The 17970-nt window shown below is 71.0% G+C and carries 12 protein-coding genes; 7 read left to right on the top strand and 5 right to left on the bottom strand.

Translation table 11 applies throughout. The features are described from left to right. Window positions 1–46 precede the first annotated feature (46 nt). The 4 genes from ACWDTS_RS04470 to ACWDTS_RS04455 all read right to left on the bottom strand — a co-directional run bounded on the left by ACWDTS_RS04470 (window position 47) and on the right by ACWDTS_RS04455 (window position 7238). Window positions 47–1363 carry a S1 family peptidase gene (locus ACWDTS_RS04470; RefSeq protein WP_450117658.1) on the bottom strand — a complete coding sequence of 439 codons (1317 nt, stop codon included), beginning with the start codon at window positions 1361–1363 and terminating at the stop codon, window positions 47–49. 66 nt (window positions 1364–1429) lie between these two features. Next, window positions 1430–3046, bottom strand: a complete 1617-nt coding sequence (locus ACWDTS_RS04465) for a hypothetical protein (protein WP_450117657.1) — start codon at window positions 3044–3046, stop codon at window positions 1430–1432. Next, the gene (locus ACWDTS_RS04460; protein ID WP_450117656.1) at window positions 3037–5460 is read right to left on the bottom strand and encodes a LuxR C-terminal-related transcriptional regulator; all 2424 of its coding nucleotides are present in this window, start codon (window positions 5458–5460) and stop codon (window positions 3037–3039) included. Before ACWDTS_RS04460 ends, ACWDTS_RS04465 begins: the two co-directional genes overlap by 10 nt. Before the next feature lie 8 nt (window positions 5461–5468). Beyond that, window positions 5469–7238: an Hsp70 family protein gene (locus ACWDTS_RS04455; RefSeq protein WP_450108423.1), complete on the bottom strand. Its 1770-nt coding sequence runs from the start codon at window positions 7236–7238 to the stop codon at window positions 5469–5471. Between the two features lie 230 nt (window positions 7239–7468). Between ACWDTS_RS04455 and ACWDTS_RS04450 the strand changes: the two genes are divergently transcribed. Genes ACWDTS_RS04450 through ACWDTS_RS04440 form a run of 3 tightly spaced genes read left to right on the top strand, consistent with a single transcriptional unit; the run spans window position 7469 to window position 12389 of the window. After that, the gene (locus ACWDTS_RS04450) at window positions 7469–9073 is read left to right on the top strand and encodes an IniB N-terminal domain-containing protein (protein WP_450108424.1); all 1605 of its coding nucleotides are present in this window, start codon (window positions 7469–7471) and stop codon (window positions 9071–9073) included. 56 nt (window positions 9074–9129) lie between these two features. After that, on the top strand, window positions 9130–10941 hold the full coding sequence (locus tag ACWDTS_RS04445) for a dynamin family protein (RefSeq protein WP_450108425.1): 1812 nt from the start codon (window positions 9130–9132) through the stop codon (window positions 10939–10941). Further along, entirely contained in the window at window positions 10938–12389 is a 1452-nt protein-coding gene (locus tag ACWDTS_RS04440; RefSeq protein WP_450108426.1) for a dynamin family protein, read from the top strand. The genes ACWDTS_RS04445 and ACWDTS_RS04440 overlap by 4 nt, the downstream gene beginning before the upstream one ends. Window positions 12390–12438: 49 nt before the next feature. On the opposite strand, the gene ACWDTS_RS04435 is transcribed toward ACWDTS_RS04440, so the two are convergent. Then, window positions 12439–13422 (bottom strand): hypothetical protein, encoded by a 984-nt coding sequence (locus tag ACWDTS_RS04435; protein ID WP_450108427.1) that lies wholly within the window; start codon window positions 13420–13422, stop codon window positions 12439–12441. A gap of 397 nt (window positions 13423–13819) precedes the next feature. Between ACWDTS_RS04435 and dnaK the strand changes: the two genes are divergently transcribed. Genes dnaK through ACWDTS_RS04415 form a run of 4 tightly spaced genes read left to right on the top strand, consistent with a single transcriptional unit; the run spans window position 13820 to window position 17902 of the window. Further along, the gene (dnaK, locus tag ACWDTS_RS04430; protein ID WP_197250938.1) at window positions 13820–15661 is read left to right on the top strand and encodes a molecular chaperone DnaK; all 1842 of its coding nucleotides are present in this window, start codon (window positions 13820–13822) and stop codon (window positions 15659–15661) included. Then, window positions 15658–16296 carry a nucleotide exchange factor GrpE gene (gene grpE, locus ACWDTS_RS04425; protein WP_197250939.1) on the top strand — a complete coding sequence of 213 codons (639 nt, stop codon included), beginning with the start codon at window positions 15658–15660 and terminating at the stop codon, window positions 16294–16296. The genes dnaK and grpE overlap by 4 nt, the downstream gene beginning before the upstream one ends. A 35-nt stretch (window positions 16297–16331) precedes the next feature. Continuing rightward, window positions 16332–17495, top strand: coding sequence for a molecular chaperone DnaJ (gene dnaJ, locus ACWDTS_RS04420; RefSeq protein ID WP_248672882.1), 1164 nt, complete (start codon window positions 16332–16334; stop codon window positions 17493–17495). After that, window positions 17495–17902, top strand: coding sequence for a heat shock protein transcriptional repressor HspR (locus tag ACWDTS_RS04415; protein ID WP_197252087.1), 408 nt, complete (start codon window positions 17495–17497; stop codon window positions 17900–17902). The genes dnaJ and ACWDTS_RS04415 overlap by 1 nt, the downstream gene beginning before the upstream one ends. Window positions 17903–17970: the final 68 nt, after the last annotated feature.

Below are 17970 nucleotides of genomic sequence, written 5' to 3'. Positions count from 1 at the left end.
CGATGCGTCAGATCATATGGGGTGAAGCGGGGTGGAGGGCAGCGGGTCAGGCAGGTTCGCCCGCGGTTCGAACCCGCGTGCCCGTCGCGTTCTCGATGTCGCGAATCGGAATGCCCAGGCTGGACGTGCCGCCGTTCGGGGCGAGCACCAGGTTCGCCTCCACACAGTCGGGGGCGCCGGCGCTGTTCGAACCGCTGATGACGCCGAGCGCGAGGGTGCCGGTGACGATCGCGCCGCCGCTGTCACCGGAGAGGGTGCACACCGTGGTCGCGAAGCCGCGGATCGTGGTGCTGTCGCCGTCGGGGTAGACCAGCTGGGTCTCGATGCGGTCGGCGGAGACAATTCCGCACGTGAAGTACGACGACTGCCCGGACTTGCACACCGGGGCGCCGACGACCGGAACCGCCGTGCCGGTGACCGTCAGCGTCGAACCGTTGCCGCCGCGCACCACCGGCCGGTTCAGCCCGGCGTCGACACCGGCCTCGTTGAAGCCGATGATCCCGTAGTCGAGGGGGCTGTCGGTGCCGACCGACGAACGGGTGAACGCCCCGATGCGGGTGCTCTCGTCGATGTTCTCGCGGTTCGGCAGGTACACCGTGGAACCACCCTGCGGGCGGGCGACCGCGTCGCAGTGGCCGGCGGTGACGTTCACCGCGTCACCGTTGGAGTCGACCGCGTTGAACCCGAACGAGCAGATGCCGATGCGATCGAGCGGCGTGGAACGCACGTCGCCGTCCGCGGTGATGTATGTGTCGCCACCGAGCGGCGCCGGATCGTTCGGCGGCAGGCCCGGCGTCAGCTGCACCTGCACGTTCGCGATGAGCGACGGGAGATTCAGTGCACGGCCGATGGGGGTGTTCACGACGTCGACGACGAGCTGGTTGTTGAGCACGTCGATCGAGGTGGACTGCACGACACCGGCCACGTCGCGCGGCAGGGCCGCGACCCAGCGGTTCAGTTCGGCGAGCGCCGACTCGAGACCGTCGGCGGACACCGGCGCGACCGTCGCGGTGTAGCCGTCGCTCTCGGCCTTGCGGGCCGCATCGGAGTTCGTGACCGCCACGACCGGCTCGCCGTCGCGGTTGATCCACGCGCCCGCGAAGTCCGCGGGACGCTCGGACCGGAAACCACGGGCGTACTCGCCGAGTTCCTGCGCCCGGGCCGACCGCTCGAGGTACTCCTCGGGAGACATCTGCAGATCGCGCTGGACCGCCTCGATCAACTCGGCCGGAAGCTCGTCCGCGGGGTCCGCCTGAGCGGTCGCAGTGAACGGACCGACCAGCAGCAGCGCCGACGCGGCAGCGACAGCCAGCCGGCGAGCAGTGGTACGTGCAGCGGCGCGCGACGCCGGCGAGAGACGCATGAAAGCCCTTCGTTGTGATCGATGTGCGGTTACGACGATCGGAAACAGCCTACGGGAGCGGTTCGGCTAGGAATCGTTCCCGGGGGGAGTTGAGGGAGAACCCGGACCCGAACCCGGCGATCCCCCTGGCTCGCTCTGTGTAGTGGTCGGTGTCGGGGTCTGCCTCGTGGTGGTCGGGGTCGGGGTGTCCCGGTCCCGGCTCCGCGTGGGCTTCTCCTCGGTGGTCTGCCAACCCGGGGCCGGTCTGGTGGTCGTGGTCTCCGGCACCGTGGTGGTGGTGACCGCTTCCGACTGACGCGAGGTCGTGGTCTCCGCCGGTTCCGCCGTGGCCGTCGAGTCGTCGACCGGGGCCACCACGGGTGCGGCCGGCTCGGTGGTCGTGCTCTCCGCTTCGGAGGTCGTCGTCGGCGGCGCACTCGTGGTGGTCGTCGTGGTGCTGGTCTTCGCCGGCGTGGGACGCGGCGACTGCAGTTCCGGAATGGTGGCGGTGACACGCTGGTCGGCCACCGACGTATTGGTCTCGGCGGCCGAGTCACGCTGCGTCAGCACGAGCACACCCACCACGGCCAGCAGCACGACCGCCGCGGCGCAGATGGCCAGCAGGATCGGCGAGGGACGCCGCGTGGTCGAGTCCTCGTCCGGCGCGATCGTCGCCACGTCGCCCGCACGGGCCGTCGACGCGGTGGCCCGATCGGTCTTCGGAGGCTGCGCGGTCGGCATCGCGCTGTGCGGCTCGCGGGGCGCGACCTTCGGGATCACCGTGGTGGCGTCGGGATCGACGAGCCGCGGAGCGGACCCGTTGCCCTGCGGAGTCTGCTTGCGCGGCAGACTCGTGCGGGTCGTCGGGATGATCTGCGTCGAGCCGAGGTATTCGACGGAACCGGCCGCGGCCGCGAGCGCAGCGCCGCGCACCATCGTCTGGTGCGGATCCGGCGCGAGCGCGCACCTCGTTCCCAGCCCGGCCTTGACGGACTGCGCGACGAGCTGTGCTGCTGCGGTGTCAACGTTCTCGTCGGTGGTGACGACGACGGCATCGAGGTTCGCCATCTGCCATCCGAAGCCGGCCAGTGCCGTCGACAGCTGCTTCGTGACGGGCGGTGCGTCGGCGATCCCGAACCGGACGGGCTTGCCCGCGGCGATACCGGCACGGACCAGCGTGACCGTCGAACCGAGGTCGTCGATGTGATAGACCGCGACGAGACGGCCGGTCTGACGCGACACCTGGGATTCGAACCAGGCCGCGGCGGCCTCGGCGTCGGACACGAGCGACACGTGCCGCAGGCCGACGTAGTCGAGAGCGTTGCGCAGCACCGCGACGGTCGAGGGCGCCCAGTCCGTCGGATGGGTCGCGACGACGGTGTACTCGCGGTCGCCGATCAGCGGCGCGGCGTCGGCCAGCAGGCATTCCATCGCGGTCGCCACCAGGTCCTCGGCGCGGGACAGTGATCCGTCCGCGGCGCGGATGCCGGCCTGGTTGCCGACGTGTTCCAGGAAGTGGGTGAAGGAACTGGCCCCTTGATCGAGAACCGGGTCGATCTCGCCGAGGGTCGCGGTACCGTCCTGGTGCAGGTGCACTGCACTGCGACGTTCGATCGGTGCGGGACCCGGCTGACCGGGGACGGCGGAGGTCACGGCAACCGATGAAACGGTGGTGCCCACGCGCAGGCCGACGCCTACGGACATGCCGAAGTTCCCCCCTTCTTCTCACTGCTACTACTCGTACTAATGCGACCGTCGCCCCCGTGCCCCATCGCCCGGAGCATGGAGATCAGCTCCGAGCGGGAACCGGCACCGAGTCGGCGCCGGATCCTGGCCACATGATGTTCGACGGTCTTGTCGGAAATGTACAGCCGTGCACCGACCTCGCGATAGGTCAGGCCGGAAACCACGAGGTCGGCGACCTGTGCTTCGCGGTCGGACAACGGTCCGGTCGTCGGCGACACCGTGTCGGCGGACGTCGCGGCGGGATCGGCGGTCGTCGTCGCCGGATGCCGTAACGCGCGCGCCACCTGCAGCAATCCGGTCGCCGCGGCGGTGTCGCCGGCCCGCAGCGCGGCCTCGCCGGCCAGCCGTGCGCCGTCCCAGGGCAGTCCGATCGCCGCGAGCGATTCGGCGGCGGTCCGCACCCGGGCGGGGTCGACGTCGTTCTGCAGAAGCCGCAGCCATGCCTGCCCGGCCCGCGCCAGCGCGGCGGCGTACGCGGTGGACTCGGCGGCGACCGCCAGGGCGCGGGCGTGCGGCAGCAGTTCGTCCGGCCGCTCCGCCGCGATCGCCGCCTGCACCCCGTACCAGTGCAGCGCCGCACCCCACAGCGGGGGCTCGCCGAGCGCGGTGAGCAGATCCCGGGCCTGCGCGACCAGGTGTGAGATGCGCGGTGCGTCACCGACCCGGACGGCGGCCAGCCACAGTTCGCCGAGGGGAAGCAGGCTCAGCAGGTCGACGGAGTACTCCGCGACGACGCCCTGCGCGGCCTTCCATTCGGCGTGCAGGCGCCCGGAGTCGCCGCTGCGCCGGGCGGCACCGACCCGCAGGCCGTGCAGGAACAGCCGGTCGCGCTGGAGCACCGCGCGGCCGGACAGGTCGTCGGCCGCGGTGGCCGCTGCGGACAGGTCGCCGCCGAGCAGCGCAGCCCACGCCGCCAGCAGTTCGTGGCGGACCGTGAGCGTGGTGTGCCGGGCCAGCACGTTCGTCGCGTGCGTCAGCTCGCCGGAGTGCAGGCACAGCAGCGCCGTGATCGCCTCCACGGTGTCCGGTTGCACGGCGATGCGGGCCGTCCCGCGCATCGACAGCGCGCGGGTGAGTGCGTTCATCGCGACCCGTCCGTCACCGCCGATCGATTCGCGCAGGCCCTCGGCGAGCAGTCGCGCGGCGGCCGCCGAGGACGTGGGCGCGACGGCGGCAGAGGTCTCGAGCATGCGCATCGCGGCCTCGGGACGGCCGGCGGCGAGCAGCACCGCCGCCCCGATCGGCGCATCGGCCCCGGCCCGGTCCGGGCCGAGCCACTCGTACAGGTCCGCGCTGCGGCCGAGCATGCCGTCACCGGCCGCGACGGTCGCGGCGATCCGGACGGCAGTGGCCAGATCTACCGGGGCGAGTGAGCCGGCGCGTTCCAGAATCTCGTCGGTCAGGGCGGCGGCGGTCGACCGGTCGCCGGTCGCAGCGGCGACTTCGGCGCGCCGCAGTGCCAGGTCCGCCGCGTCGGCACCGGCGCGCACCGCCGCGGCGTACAGGGTGGATGCCTCCGCCGGATCCGACGAATCGGCTTGGGCTGCAAGGTAATCGGCGAGCCGAGGGTCGGTGAGCCCGGCTGCTGCGAGACGCGACGCGACCGGGACGGTCAGCAGGTCGCGGTCGACGCGGCACGACAGCAGTCCCTGGGCGACGGTCCGGAATCCGTGCGGGCCCAGCGACGCGGCGGGAACACCTGAGGCGGCCGGGACCAGTTCGTCGCCACCGGTCGTGAGGAGGCCGCTCGCGTGTGCGGCGTCGGCCAGGTCGTGGGCGAGATCGGCATCTATGCCGAGCGCGGCGGTGAGTTCGGCAGGATCGGGGGCTCCGCCCAACTCGACCAGCGCCAGCGCTCCGGCGAGACCGGGATTGCCGGCGAGCCGGGTGCGCACCCGGTCCACGGCAGCGGATCGCGGATCCGCGCCCTCCCGCACTGCGGCGAACGCCGCGTCCGCGAGGTCGCGCGCGCCGCCGGTGAAGGACAGGACCGCGCGTACGAGCGTCGGATCGGAGATCCCGAAGGCCGTTGCCCGGTGCAATGCTTCCTCAATGGTGAGCGGCCGCAGCGCAACGGTGCACGCGTGCGCGGCACCCGTGCTCATCAGCTGCAGCATCTCCGCGCGGTGGGGCCGCGGCTCCGTGGCGACGACGATGCCGTGATCCCCGTGGATCATCCGATCGGCCAGGTTCCGGATCTCGTCTGCGGGCAGGCGATGCGCGTCGTCGACGACCACGATGTGCGGAAGCGTTTGCCGGATCTCGTTGAGCAGCTTCGTTTTCCCGGTGTGGGCGCCGCCGACGACCAGTAGTCGCGGCGGATCGGCGGTCAGCGCGTGCACCACAGCGCGGGGGAGTGTCGGCGAACTCATCCGCGCTGTCAGTTTCCGCCGCCGAGCAGGCCGCCGACCGCGTTCCCGGTGCCTTCGACGACCCCGCCGAGACCGTTGCCGACGCCCTCGACCACTCCGCCGAGACCGTTGCCGACGCCCTCGACGGCCCCGCCGACGCCGTTGCCGATGCCTTCGGCGGCCTGGCCGACACCGGCACCGCTCGGCTGCGAGGGTGCGGCCGGGGGTTGCGCCGGGGGCTGTGTCGTCGTGGGTGCCGGGGCGGGCGGCTGTTGCGCGGGTTGCTGTGTGGCGGGTTGCTGCGTGGCGGGTTGCTCGGGTGCCGGTTCGCCGGGGGCCGCGGGCGCGGGCGAGCCCGGAGCCTGCGGACCGCCGGGGGCCGCGGTTGCGGGCTGGACCTGCACGGTCGAGCCGGGCGTTGCCGGGGTCGCGGCGGTCGCGGCGGGGTGGGTTCTTTCCGCGGGTGCACTAACCGGCGTGGTGGTCGGCTGGTCCGGCGTGGTGGGCGCGCCGGTCGCGACCTCGGTCGGCGCGGACTCGGCGCCGGCCTCGCCGGTGCTTGCCGTCAGCGTGCCGACCGCGAGTCCGCCGCCGGTGATGACCACGATCGCGGCGGCGGCCGCGCCGATCAGCGCGAACCTGCGTGCCTTGGATCGCAGCGGTTGGACGGGCTCCCGTGGCGTGACCGCCGGGCGGGTGAACGCGGCGGGCGGGACCACCACGGACAGTTCTGTCGTGGACGCGTCGTCGGCCGGGCGGATCGGCTCCGGTGTGGCGGCAGCCGGGTCCGCGAGCCTGTGCGCCGCGTCGAGCGCCGCACCGGTCGCCGCGGTGTCGGCGGGCTGGGGTGCGACCGTGACCGGCAGGCCGAGTTCGAACGAAATCGATTCGGCGACAAGGGGTATGGAGGATCCGCCACCGACGAGCAGAACGCGGCTCACATCGGACGGGTCGATGTCGGCGCCGCGCAGCGCCTCGGAGATCAGCGGCAGCGAATCTCGCACCGGACCCCGCGCGAGTTCCTCGACCTCGTCACGTACCAGCCGCACATCGCGTCGGACACCCGGCAGATCGACCGCGACGACGGCGTCGGTATCCGCCGACAACTCCTCCTTCGCCGCGCGGCACCGGGCCCGCAGCTCGGTGAGCGCCTCCACGGTGGCCGGCTCGAACGGGTCGAGGTCGACGTCGCCGACGGCATCGAGCACATGGGTGGTCACGAGGTGATCGAGCACGTCGCCGCTCACCTCGTCGGTCGACAGCGGGCGGCCCAGCACCTCGGGTTCGGCGCCGGTGCGGAGCACCGCGACGTCGAGGGTGTGCGCACCCAGGTCGTAGACCACGACGACCTCGTCGCCGAGCGGACCGTGCGCCGACCGGAGCCAGTGCACCGCAGCCACCGGTTCGGGCATCAGCGTCGCCCAGTGCAGACCCGCGCGGTCGAGTGCCCCGCGCAGCGCGTCGACGGTGTGCTCGGGCCACGTGGCCGGGTAGGTCACCGTCGCAGCCCCGTGCGGCGGAGACGCGTGGAGCAGGCAGGACACCGCGGTCGCGGTGAGGTCCTCGCCGGTGACCGAGGTGCCGTCCTCGGACAGGATGCCGACGGGGTCTCCGACTCTGTGCACGAAGTCGGTGAAGACCCGCGTGCCCGTCTCGTGGCCCAGTTCGGCGGTGCCGTCGTCGTGCAGGCGCACGACGGTGGGGCGGCGCAGGACCGTCGGATCGTCCGGTCGTTCGGGCACGATGGCGGCAGCCACCGCGTTCGCCCATCCGATCGTGACGCCCAGTCCTGCTGTCATCGGTCGCTCCTGACGAAATTCGTGGCGGGACGGCTCCGCCGGGTCGACCGGATATGTCGTTTCGCGGCTGCCTTTCGTTAGCGGGGCGTCCGAATGGTGGGGCCCGGCCCCTATTGCCGCTCGAGCCCCTAATGTACCGACGCAGGCAGGTGGGGGTGCCGACCCCCTTGGGTGCGGGGGCCGGGGGTTCCTACGTTCGAAATCAGCCCCGAACGCTCAAGGAGATCGCGATGTCCAACGCTGTGCTCGACTTCATCCTCGCCCTGTTCCGCGACGAGGACGCCCTGGCCCGTTACTGCGAGAACCCCGACCTGGTGCTCGCCGAGGCCGGGCTGACCGACGTGTGCCACGCCGACATCGTCGCGGTCGCGCCGCTGGTCGCCGACACCGGTCTCTTCGCGGGATCGGCCGCCGACCTGACCGCCGCTCTGAGCGGGGCCGGCACGATCGCCGGCACTGCCGCCGCCGGTCTCGTGGGTGGCGCCGGGCTGGGCGCCGCTGCCGGTGCCGGGCTCGGTCTGGGTGCCGGTCTCGGTGGCGGCCTGGGTGGTGGTCTCGGCCTCGGTCTCGGGGCGGAGGCCGAATCCGAGGCGGACGGCGATCTGCACCTCGACACCGGTCTCGACATCGGTGCGGTGAGTGAGCTGGCCACCGCTCTCGAAGCGGTCCTGCAGGTGGGCGGGCAGGCCGGCGTCGAGTTGGGTGCAGCTGTCGGATCCGTCCTCGACACCACGCTGGGCCTCGGCGGAGGAGTGGCCACCGACCTCGGTGCGGCGGTCTCGGGCGCACTCGCCGGTGGTCTCGGACTCGACGGAAGCGTCGCCGCGGACCTGGGTGCCGCGCTGGACGCCGCTCTCGGTGCGGCCGGGGGCGTGGCTGCCGGTGCCGATCTCGGCGCCACCCTCGAGGCGGTCTTCGGGGTCGGTGGCGACCTCGGCGGCCAGGTGGGCCTTGCCCTCGGGGGCCTGCTCGACACGGCACTGTCCGCCGGCGGCGACTTCTCCACCGCGGTCGACGCCGCGGTGGGCGGCGGCGCGGACCTCGGCGTCGCGGTCGGTACCGCACTGGCAGGCGCGCTCGGGGCCGGAGCGGAACTGGGTGGCTCGCTCGGCGGTGCCGTCGGCTCCGCCCTCGACCTCGGCGCCGATCTGTCCGGCGGTGTGGATGTGTCCGCCGGTGTGGGTGCAGCTGCCGACCTGTCGGCTGCGGTCGACTCGGTGCTGCAGGTCGGTGGCGAGGCCGGGGCCGGGCTGGGCGGTGACCTGGCGACCGGTGTGTCGGTCGGTGCCGACGTGGCCGCCGATCTCGGCGCGCAGCTCTCCACCACCCTCGGCGGCGGCCTGGCGGCCGGTGCGGATGTAACGGGCGGGCTCGTCGCCGACAGCCTGGTTGCGGTCGACACCGCGGCAGAGGCCGGTGGTCAGCTCACCGGGGCGGTGTCCGGTGCGGTCGACGGTGCCGTGTCCGGGGCGGCCGACGCCGCGGCCGGTCTGGCCGGTGGAGTGTCCGGAGCCGTCGACGGCGCAGTGACGGGTGCCGCGGACCTCGGTGCCGGAGTTTCGGGTGCCGTCGGGGGAGCAGCGGACCTCGGCGTCGATCTCGGCGCCGGCCTGGGAGCGGGACTGCAGGGTGCCGCGGACCTCGGGACTTCGCTGTCCGGCGGGGTCCAGGGCGCGGCGGACGTGTGGTCGTCGCTCGACCCGGGCGACGTGTTCGGCAACGCCGCAGGCACCGGCGGTCTATTCGACTCCTCGCTCGGCGGCAACGGCCTGATCGTCGGCGGATCGAGCCAGGTCGGCCCGGATTCCGTCGACATCGACGACCTCCTGAACTGAGCCGGGCCGTCATAATCACCCTCGATCGACAACAGAAGGCGAGCCGACGCAGCATCATGCAGAACACACCGGTCGACCCCGCGAGCCGTCGCGCCACACTCGCCGAACTCGTCGACGAGGCAACCGAACACACCTGCGCCGCGGGCCGCGCCGACCTCGCCGCCAGGCTCGCCGCGACCCGCACGCGGGTGGTCGATCCGCGGCTGCGGGTCGTCGTGGTGGGGTCGCTCGGCCAGGGCAAGAGCCGCTTCGTGAACGCGCTGCTCGGGCTCGACGTGTGCGCGGTGGGTGACGACGAGACGACCGCGGTCCCGACCCTCGTCCAGCACGCGGCCGAGGCATCGGCCGCACTGGTGGTCGCCGAACCGGGCGCGGACCCGGAGCGGGTTCCGATCCCGCTCACCGAACTGCGCAGCGCCCACGCGGACGGACACGAGATCCGGCGGCTCGAGGTGAACGTGCCGAGCCCGCTGCTCGCCGACGGACTCGTCTTCGTCGACACCCCGGGTGTCGGCGGGCACACCAACCCGCACACGTCGGCGACCCTCACGCTGCTCTCGTCCGCCGACGCGGTGTTCGTGGTCTCGGACGCGAGCCAGGAGTTCACCGCGCCGGAAGTGAGCTTCCTGCGGCAGGTCCGGACGCTGTGCCCGGCGGTCGCGGTGCTCGTCACCAAGACCGACCTGTATCCGCACTGGCGGGCGATCGTCGACGCCGACCGCACCCACCTGCAGCGCGCCGACCTCGACGTCCCACTGCTGCCGGTGTCGTCGCTGCTGCGCGAGCACGCGCTACGCCTCGACGACGAATCGCTGCACAGGGAGTCGGGGTTCGCGGCCGTCTACGACCACCTGCGCGACCGGGTCCTCGCCCGCGGTGCCGATGCCGACCGGCGCGCGGTCGCGCAGGACGTCGCGGGCGTCGTCGACCACGTCGCACTGGGGGTAGCCGGGGAACTCGCGGCGCTGCGCGACCCGGACGCCGGGGCCGCCGCCGTCGAGGACCTCGTCCGCGCGAAAACGGCGGCCGAGGCCCTGCGCGCCCGCGCGGCCCGTTGGCAGCAGACCCTCGCCGACGGCATCACCGATCTGGCCGCCGACATCGAACACGATCTGCGGGACCGGTTGCGGCACGTCACCCGCCTCGCCGAGGCCGCGGTCGACGAATGCGACCCCGGAAAGGAGTGGCCGCGGCTCGGGCAATGGCTCGCCGAACAGGTCGCGGAATCCGTCGGGGACAACTTCGTGTGGGCGCACGAACGGTCGACCGCCCTCGCCGCGACGGTCGCCGACCTGTTCGCCGCCGACGGGGCGACGCGGTTGCCGAACCTGCATCTCGCCGACCTGGATTCGCTGTTCGAACCGGTCGATCCCCTCGAGGATCTCGACCCCGGCCGGATCGGACCGGGCCAGAAGATGCTGGTCGGAATGAAGGGCTCCTACGGTGGCGTCCTCATGTTCGGCCTCGTCACCACGTTCATGGGTATGGCACTGATCAATCCGGTGTCGATCGGCGCCGGAGTCGTGCTCGGCACCAAGGCATATCGCGACGACAAGCAGGCCCGCATCGCGAAACGACGTCTCGACGCGAAGACCGCGATCCGGCGATTCACCGACGACGTCGGCTTCCAGGTCGGCAAGGAATCGAAGGATCGGTTGCGGTCGATCCAGCGGCAACTGCGCGACCACTTCACCGAACTCGCTGACCAGACACTGCGATCGGTGTCGGAGTCGCTGCGCGCGGCGCAGGAGGCCGCGACGGTGGAACAACAACAGCGGCAAGGGCGCATCACCGAACTCGAGGAAACCCTGAAGACACTTGTCGCCCTGAGGGATCGGGCACGCGAACTGGCGGGAGCGCAAGCATGAGTGCAGTACCGGGCGCAGCCGCGTATTTGATCGCCGAGGCACGGGCGGTCTACGGCCGGGACCCGCGGGTCGCATCGCAACTGGCAGAATGCGAAGCGCGGCTGGCGCAACCGCTGCGGGTGGCACTGGCAGGCTCCCTCAAGGCGGGAAAGTCCACCCTCCTCAACGCCCTGGTCGGCCAGGACATCGCCCCCACCGACGCGACCGAGTGCACCCGCGTGGTCACCTGGTACCGCAACGGGGCCACGCCCTCGGTGACCGCCCGCTACGACGGAGACCGGTCGCGGCCGGTGCCGCTCCAGCGCCGGGACGGCCGGCTCACGTTCGACCTGGGGGATCTGACCGCCGACCGCATCGACGGAATCGACGTCGAGTGGCCCGCGAGGGCACTGCAGCAGACCACCATCATCGACACACCCGGCACCTCGTCGCTCTCGCAGGACGTCTCGGCCCGCACGCTGGACCTGCTCACCCCGGACGACGCGGCCTCCGGCGCCGACGCCGTCGTCTACCTGATGCGCACCCTCGGTGCCGCCGACGTGCAGTTCCTCGACCGCATCGGCCGCCACGTCGGTGGGGAGTCCGGGCCGCTCGGGGTGATCGGTGTCGTCTCCCGGGCCGACGAGATCGGTGCCGGCCGCGCCGACGCGATGATGTCGGCGAAGGACGTCGCGTCCCGCTTCGCCGGGGAACTCGAACGCACCGGGCTGTGTCAGGCGGTCGTTCCGGTCGCGGGCCTGCTCGCGCTCGGTGCGCGAACCCTGCGCCAACGCGAATTCGCCGCATTCGAGGCGCTCGCCGGCGTCTCGGCCGCCGATCTGCAGGCGGCGATGCTGTCCGTCGACCGCTTCTCGCGTCCGGACATGCCACTGCCCGTCGACCCCGAGTTGCGCGCGCAGCTCGCGGACCGGTTCGGGCTCTTCGGCATCCGGATGGCCGTCGCGCTCGTGCAGCTGGGGGTCCGTGACTCCCCGACGCTCGCCGCGGAACTGCTCGCGCGCAGCGGGCTCGACGAGCTGCGGCAGGTGATCGACGTCCAGTTCGGGCAGCGCGCCGATCAGCTCAAGACCCATTCGGCGCTGCTGTCGCTCGGGCGGGTGCTGCGTGCGTGCGGCGACCGGCACCTGCTCGCGTCGGTGCAACGTGAACTCGCCGATGGACACGGGTTCGTGGAACTGCGCCTGCTCGGCCGGTTGCGCTCGCGTCCCGTCGCGCTCGACGACGAGGAGCTGTTCGAGCTGCAGCGCCTCGTCGGGGGTTTCGGGATCGAGCCGCGGCAACGACTGGGATTGCCCGACGACGCCCCCGCCCCCCAGGTCCGTGCCGCGGGCGTCGCGGCGGTTCGTGCGTGGCGCGCGCGGGCCGAGCACCCGCTGCTGGACCCGTTCACCGCACGGGCCGCATCGGTCGCGGTGCGCAGTGCGGAAGGTGTGCTCGCCGGCGTCTGATGCACCCGCGCGCCAGGTTCCGGTTTCAGCTGCGCACTGGGCACGGGTTTCAGCCGCGCGCCGGGCGGACTGCGGCGCGCGGCATGCATCGCGCCGGTGTCTTCGCCGTCGGCGGGTGCGGGTGGCGGGAGCGCTCGACGGCTCGCGCGAAGCGATCCGCGACGACGTCGAAGCGGAACAGCTCCGCCCACGTCCACCGCACGACCTCGAATCCCAGGCCGCGAATTGCGTCCTCGCGCAGCTTTTCCTGGCGGACGGACTCTGCCGTCGACGCAGGATCCCCGGCGCCGTACTTACCCATACCGTCGAATTCGCCGACGATGCCGAGTTCTTCCCAGAAGAAGTCGACGCGGGCGACGAAGGTGCCGTCGGGTGTGAACAACTCGCGTTGCAGGCTCGGTTCGGGGATTCCGGCCGAACGGAGCCGGAGGCGGCCGAGGGATTCGCCGGCGCTTTCGCTGCGTCCGTCGAGAAAGTCGACGACGCGTCGCGCCGACGCGACCCCGGCGCGCAGGGCAGCACCGTCGAGCGCGGCCGGAATTCCCACGAGAGCGGACGGATACCGTCGCAGCAACGAATCCCCGGCGATCACCGCCTCGTCGACGGTCAGAGACCGGGCGAGGTCGACGATCGTGCGCGCGGGTGAGGTGACCGCGGCCGCGCCGACGACGAATATCTCCTCGCGCGCGATCGGCGCCGGATGGACGTGGAGGTTGTCCGTCCGTCGTCCACCAGACCTCCGGTCGCGGGTGATGTGTATGCGGGACAGGTCGGGGTTCCACAGGTCGGCTCCGTGGAACAGTGCGGCGGTGACGTGGCTGAGCACCGCGTCCCAGCCGAGCGTGTGCTGCACGCATCGCGCTCGGACACGGTGCTTGGCGTCGTCGTCGAGTGCGTCGGCCTCGGAGCGGCGAAGGTACGCACCGGGCGCGACCGGAGTGAGAGCGCCACTGCGCAATGCCTGCCGCAGTTCGTCGGGGGTGATGCCGGAGGCGAGAAGATCGGATCGGTAGATCGGTGTCGGATCGGTCATGCCGGTCAGCGTGGCCGTGATCTCGGTGATTCGGGACGCTCCGATGGCGAATTGCCCAAATCTGTGGATCGAATAGGCGCCTGTGGATAACCCCGTCGCCGCAGCCGCCGACGGGGGAGACAGCGGCGCGATGCATGCCGCGCGCTGCTGTCTGGCGGTTGCGCGGCTGGCGGGGGCTAGGGGTGATCCGCGTCACGCACTGGAACAAATACGTGACGGTTGCGGTTAAACCCATCGACAAACCTGAGCGTGCCAGACTCAACTTGGGCTTGACTCCAGTCTCGGTGCGGGTGCAAGCTTGAGTCGGCTTCGCTCACTTGAGTCGAACAGGCTCAGGGTTAGGGCATGAAGGTCCGCGATGCAACGAGGTGTCGCGGCGAGACATTGGAGGAGAATTATGGCTCGTGCGGTCGGCATCGACCTCGGAACCACCAACTCGGTCGTTTCCGTTCTGGAAGGCGGCGAGCCCGTGGTGGTCGCGAACTCCGAGGGCTCCCGTACCACTCCGTCGGTCGTCGCGTTTGCGAAGAACGGCGAAGTTCTGGTGGGTCAGCCCGCCAAGAACCAGGCGGTCACCAACGTCGACCGCACCATCCGTTCCGTCAAGCGCCACATCGGCACCGACTGGACCGTCACCATCGACGACAAGAAGTACACGCCGCAGGAGATCAGCGCGCGCATCCTGATGAAGCTGAAGCGCGACGCCGAGGCGTACCTCGGTGAGGACATCACCGACGCCGTCATCACCGTCCCCGCGTACTTCAACGACGCACAGCGTCAGGCCACCAAGGAAGCCGGCACCATCGCCGGTCTCAACGTCCTGCGCATCGTCAACGAGCCCACCGCCGCGGCCCTCGCATACGGCCTCGACAAGGGCGAGAAGGAACAGACCATCCTCGTCTTCGACCTCGGTGGCGGCACGTTCGACGTGTCCCTCCTGGAGATCGGCGACGGCGTCGTCGAGGTCCGCGCGACCTCCGGCGACAACCACCTCGGTGGCGACGACTGGGACGAGCGCATCGTCAATTGGCTCGTCGACAAGTTCAAGGCGCAGAACGGCATCGACCTGACCAAGGACAAGATGGCCCTGCAGCGTCTGCGTGAGGCTGCGGAGAAGGCGAAGATCGAGCTGTCCAGCTCGCAGAGCACCTCCATCAACCTGCCCTACATCACGGTCGACGCGGACAAGAACCCGCTGTTCCTCGACGAGCAGCTCACCCGCGCCGAGTTCCAGAAGATCACCAGCGATCTCCTCGAACGCACCCGCGCTCCGTTCCAGCAGGTCATCAAGGACGCAGGCATCTCGGTCAGCGACATCGACCATGTCGTCCTCGTCGGCGGCTCGACCCGTATGCCCGCCGTCACCGACCTGGTCCGCGAGCTGACCGGTGGCCGCGAGCCCAACAAGGGCGTGAACCCGGACGAGGTCGTCGCCGTCGGCGCCGCCCTGCAGGCCGGTGTCCTCAAGGGCGAGGTCAAGGACGTGCTGCTCCTCGACGTCACCCCGCTGTCCCTCGGCATCGAGACCAAGGGTGGCGTGATGACCAAGCTCATCGAGCGCAACACCACCATCCCGACCAAGAGGTCCGAGACCTTCACCACGGCCGACGACAACCAGCCGTCCGTGCAGATCCAGGTCTTCCAGGGCGAGCGCGAGATCGCCGCGCACAACAAGCTGCTCGGCTCCTTCGAGCTCGGCGGCATCGCCCCGGCTCCGCGCGGTGTCCCGCAGATCGAGGTGACCTTCGACATCGACGCCAACGGCATCGTGCACGTCACCGCCCGCGACAAGGGCACCGGCAAGGAGAACACGATCAAGATCCAGGAAGGCTCCGGCCTCTCCAAGGAAGAGATCGACCGCATGATCAAGGACGCCGAGGCGCACGCGGAGGAGGACCGGAAGCGTCGCGAGGAGGCCGAGGTCCGCAACCAGGCCGAGTCGCTCGTGCACCAGACCGAGAAGTTCATCAAGGACAACGAGGACAAGGTGCCGGCCGACGTCAAGACGAAGGTCGAGGCTGCCATCAAGGAAGCCAACGACGCTCTCGCCGGTTCCGACATCGCCGCGGTCAAGGCCGCAGTCGAGAAGCTTGCGACCGAGTCGCAGGCCCTCGGCCAGGCGATCTACGAGGCCCAGGGTGCCGATGGTGCCGCTGCCGGTGACGGTGCGGCCGCCGGTGCCGACGACGTCGTCGACGCCGAGGTCGTCGACGAACCGAGCGATACGGACAAGAAGTGAGTGCCGACAAGCGCGAGCAGGAACCGGTGACCGTCACCGACAAGCGACGGATCGACCCGGAGACCTTCGAGGTGCGCGAAGCAGACGCCGAAGCGCAGGTCGTCGAAGTGGAATCCGAGTCGCCGGCTCCTGCCGCAGGAGACGAAGCCGCACTGACCGCCGAACCGTCGCCGGAAACGGCCGAACTCGCCGAGCGCACTGCGGATCTGCAGCGCGTCACGGCCGAGTACGCCAACTACCGGCGTCGGATCGAGCGGGAGAAGGTAGCTGCGATCGAAGGCGCCAAGGCGTCGGTGGTCGGCCAGTTCCTCGACCTGGTCGACGACCTGGATCGGGCCCGCGCGCACGGCGACCTCGAGACCGGACCGATGAAGGCCCTGAGCGACAAGCTCGTCGGCATTCTCACCGGCCTCGGCCTCGAGTCGTTCGGTGCGGAGGGTGATCCGTTCGAGCCGGATCTGCACGAAGCGGTTCAGATGGAAGGCGACGGGAACAATCCCGTCCTCGGGGCGGTCCTCCGCAAGGGGTACCGGCTCGGCGACCGTGTGCTGCGGCACGCGATGGTGACCGTGGCCGACGGCGAGCCGACCGACACTCCGGCGCAAACGCCGCCGGAGGAGTCGGGCACCGAGTAAGAAACAACAAGTACTGCGAGAGGAGGAGGCGCCCGGTGAGCCAGCGGGAGTGGATCGAGAAGGACTTCTACAAGGACCTGGGCGTCTCCCCCGACGCGTCGCAGGACGACATCAAGAAGGCGTACCGGAAGCTGGCGCGGGATCTGCATCCCGACGCCAACCCGGGCGACGCTGCCGCCGAGGAACGTTTCAAGGCGGTCAGCGAAGCGAACGCCGTGCTGTCCGACCCCGCCAAGCGCAAGGAGTACGACGAGACGCGGCGGCTGTTCGCGTCCGGCGGCGGTGGGTTCGGCGGCTTCCATCCCGGTGCCGGTGGCGGCTTCACCAGCACCAACTTCGACATCGGCGACTTGTTCGGCGGTGGCGCGGCCGACAGCGGACTGGGCGACCTGTTCGGTGGCCTGTTCAACCGTGGCGGTGCCGGCGGCACGACCCGCACGCGTCCCCGCCGCGGCGGCGACGTCGAAACCGAGACGACTCTCGACTTCCGCGACGCGGTGCAGGGCGTCACCGTGCCGTTGCGCATGACCAGCCCCGCGCCGTGCACCACCTGCCACGGCAGCGGCGCCGAGCCGGGCACGAGCCCGCGGGTGTGCCCGTACTGCAACGGCAGCGGGATCGTCTCGCGCAACCAGGGTGCGTTCGGCTTCTCGGAGCCGTGCGACGACTGCCGCGGCACCGGGTCGATCATCGACAGCCCGTGCAAGGACTGCCGTGGCACGGGCATCCAGAACCGGACCCGCACCATCACCGTGCGAGTGCCCCCGGGCATCAAGGACGGTTCCCGGATCCGGCTCGCCGGGCAGGGCGAGGCGGGACTGCGCGGCGCGCCGTCGGGCGACCTGTTCGTCACCGTGCACGTGCGTCCCGACAAGGTGTTCGGCCGTGACGGCGACGACCTGACCCTCGTATTGCCGGTCAGCTACGGCGAACTCGTTCTCGGGGCGACCGTGTCGGTGCCGACCCTCGACGGTCGCGTGGGTCTGAAGATCCCCCCGGGCACGGCCGACGGACGCGTGCTGCGCGTGCGCGGCCGCGGCGTACCCAAGCGCAGCGGTGGCGCCGGCGACCTGCTGGTCACCGTCAAGGTCGCGATCCCGCAGCATCTGGACGACCAGGCCATCGACGCCCTGCGTGTCTATCTGCATGCCGAAAAGAACAGCGGCTTCGATCCGCGTGAGGGATGGGCAGGTGCATGATGTCGGAACCGAGGCAGCCGCGTGGTCATTCCGGCGACCCGGACGCCCGCGTGTACGTCATTTCCGTGGCGGCGGAACTGGCCGGGATGCACGCGCAGACGTTGCGCAACTACGACCGGCTCGGCCTGGTCACGCCGCACCGCACCAGCGGTGGCGGTCGCCGGTACTCGCCGCGCGACGTCGAACTGCTGCGTGAGGTCCAGCGCCTGTCGCAGGACGAGGGCGTGAACCTGGCGGGCATCAAGCGCGTCATCGAACTGACCAACCAGGTCGAGGCTCTACAGCAGCGCGTCGCGGAACTGACCGCCGAGGTCGAGCAGCTGCGCAGCGCGCGCCGTGACCTCGTCCCGATTCCGCGCAGCAACGCCCTCGTGGTGTGGAAGCCGCGCCACCAGCGCGACTCCTGACCTCCGGGACACTACCGAATCCGATTGACGGGAACCGACACTCGGCTCGACCGGGGGACGGTTCCCGT

Source organism: Rhodococcus sp. NPDC003383 (assembly GCF_053589115.1).
This window is presented reverse-complemented; position numbering and strand designations above follow the sequence as displayed.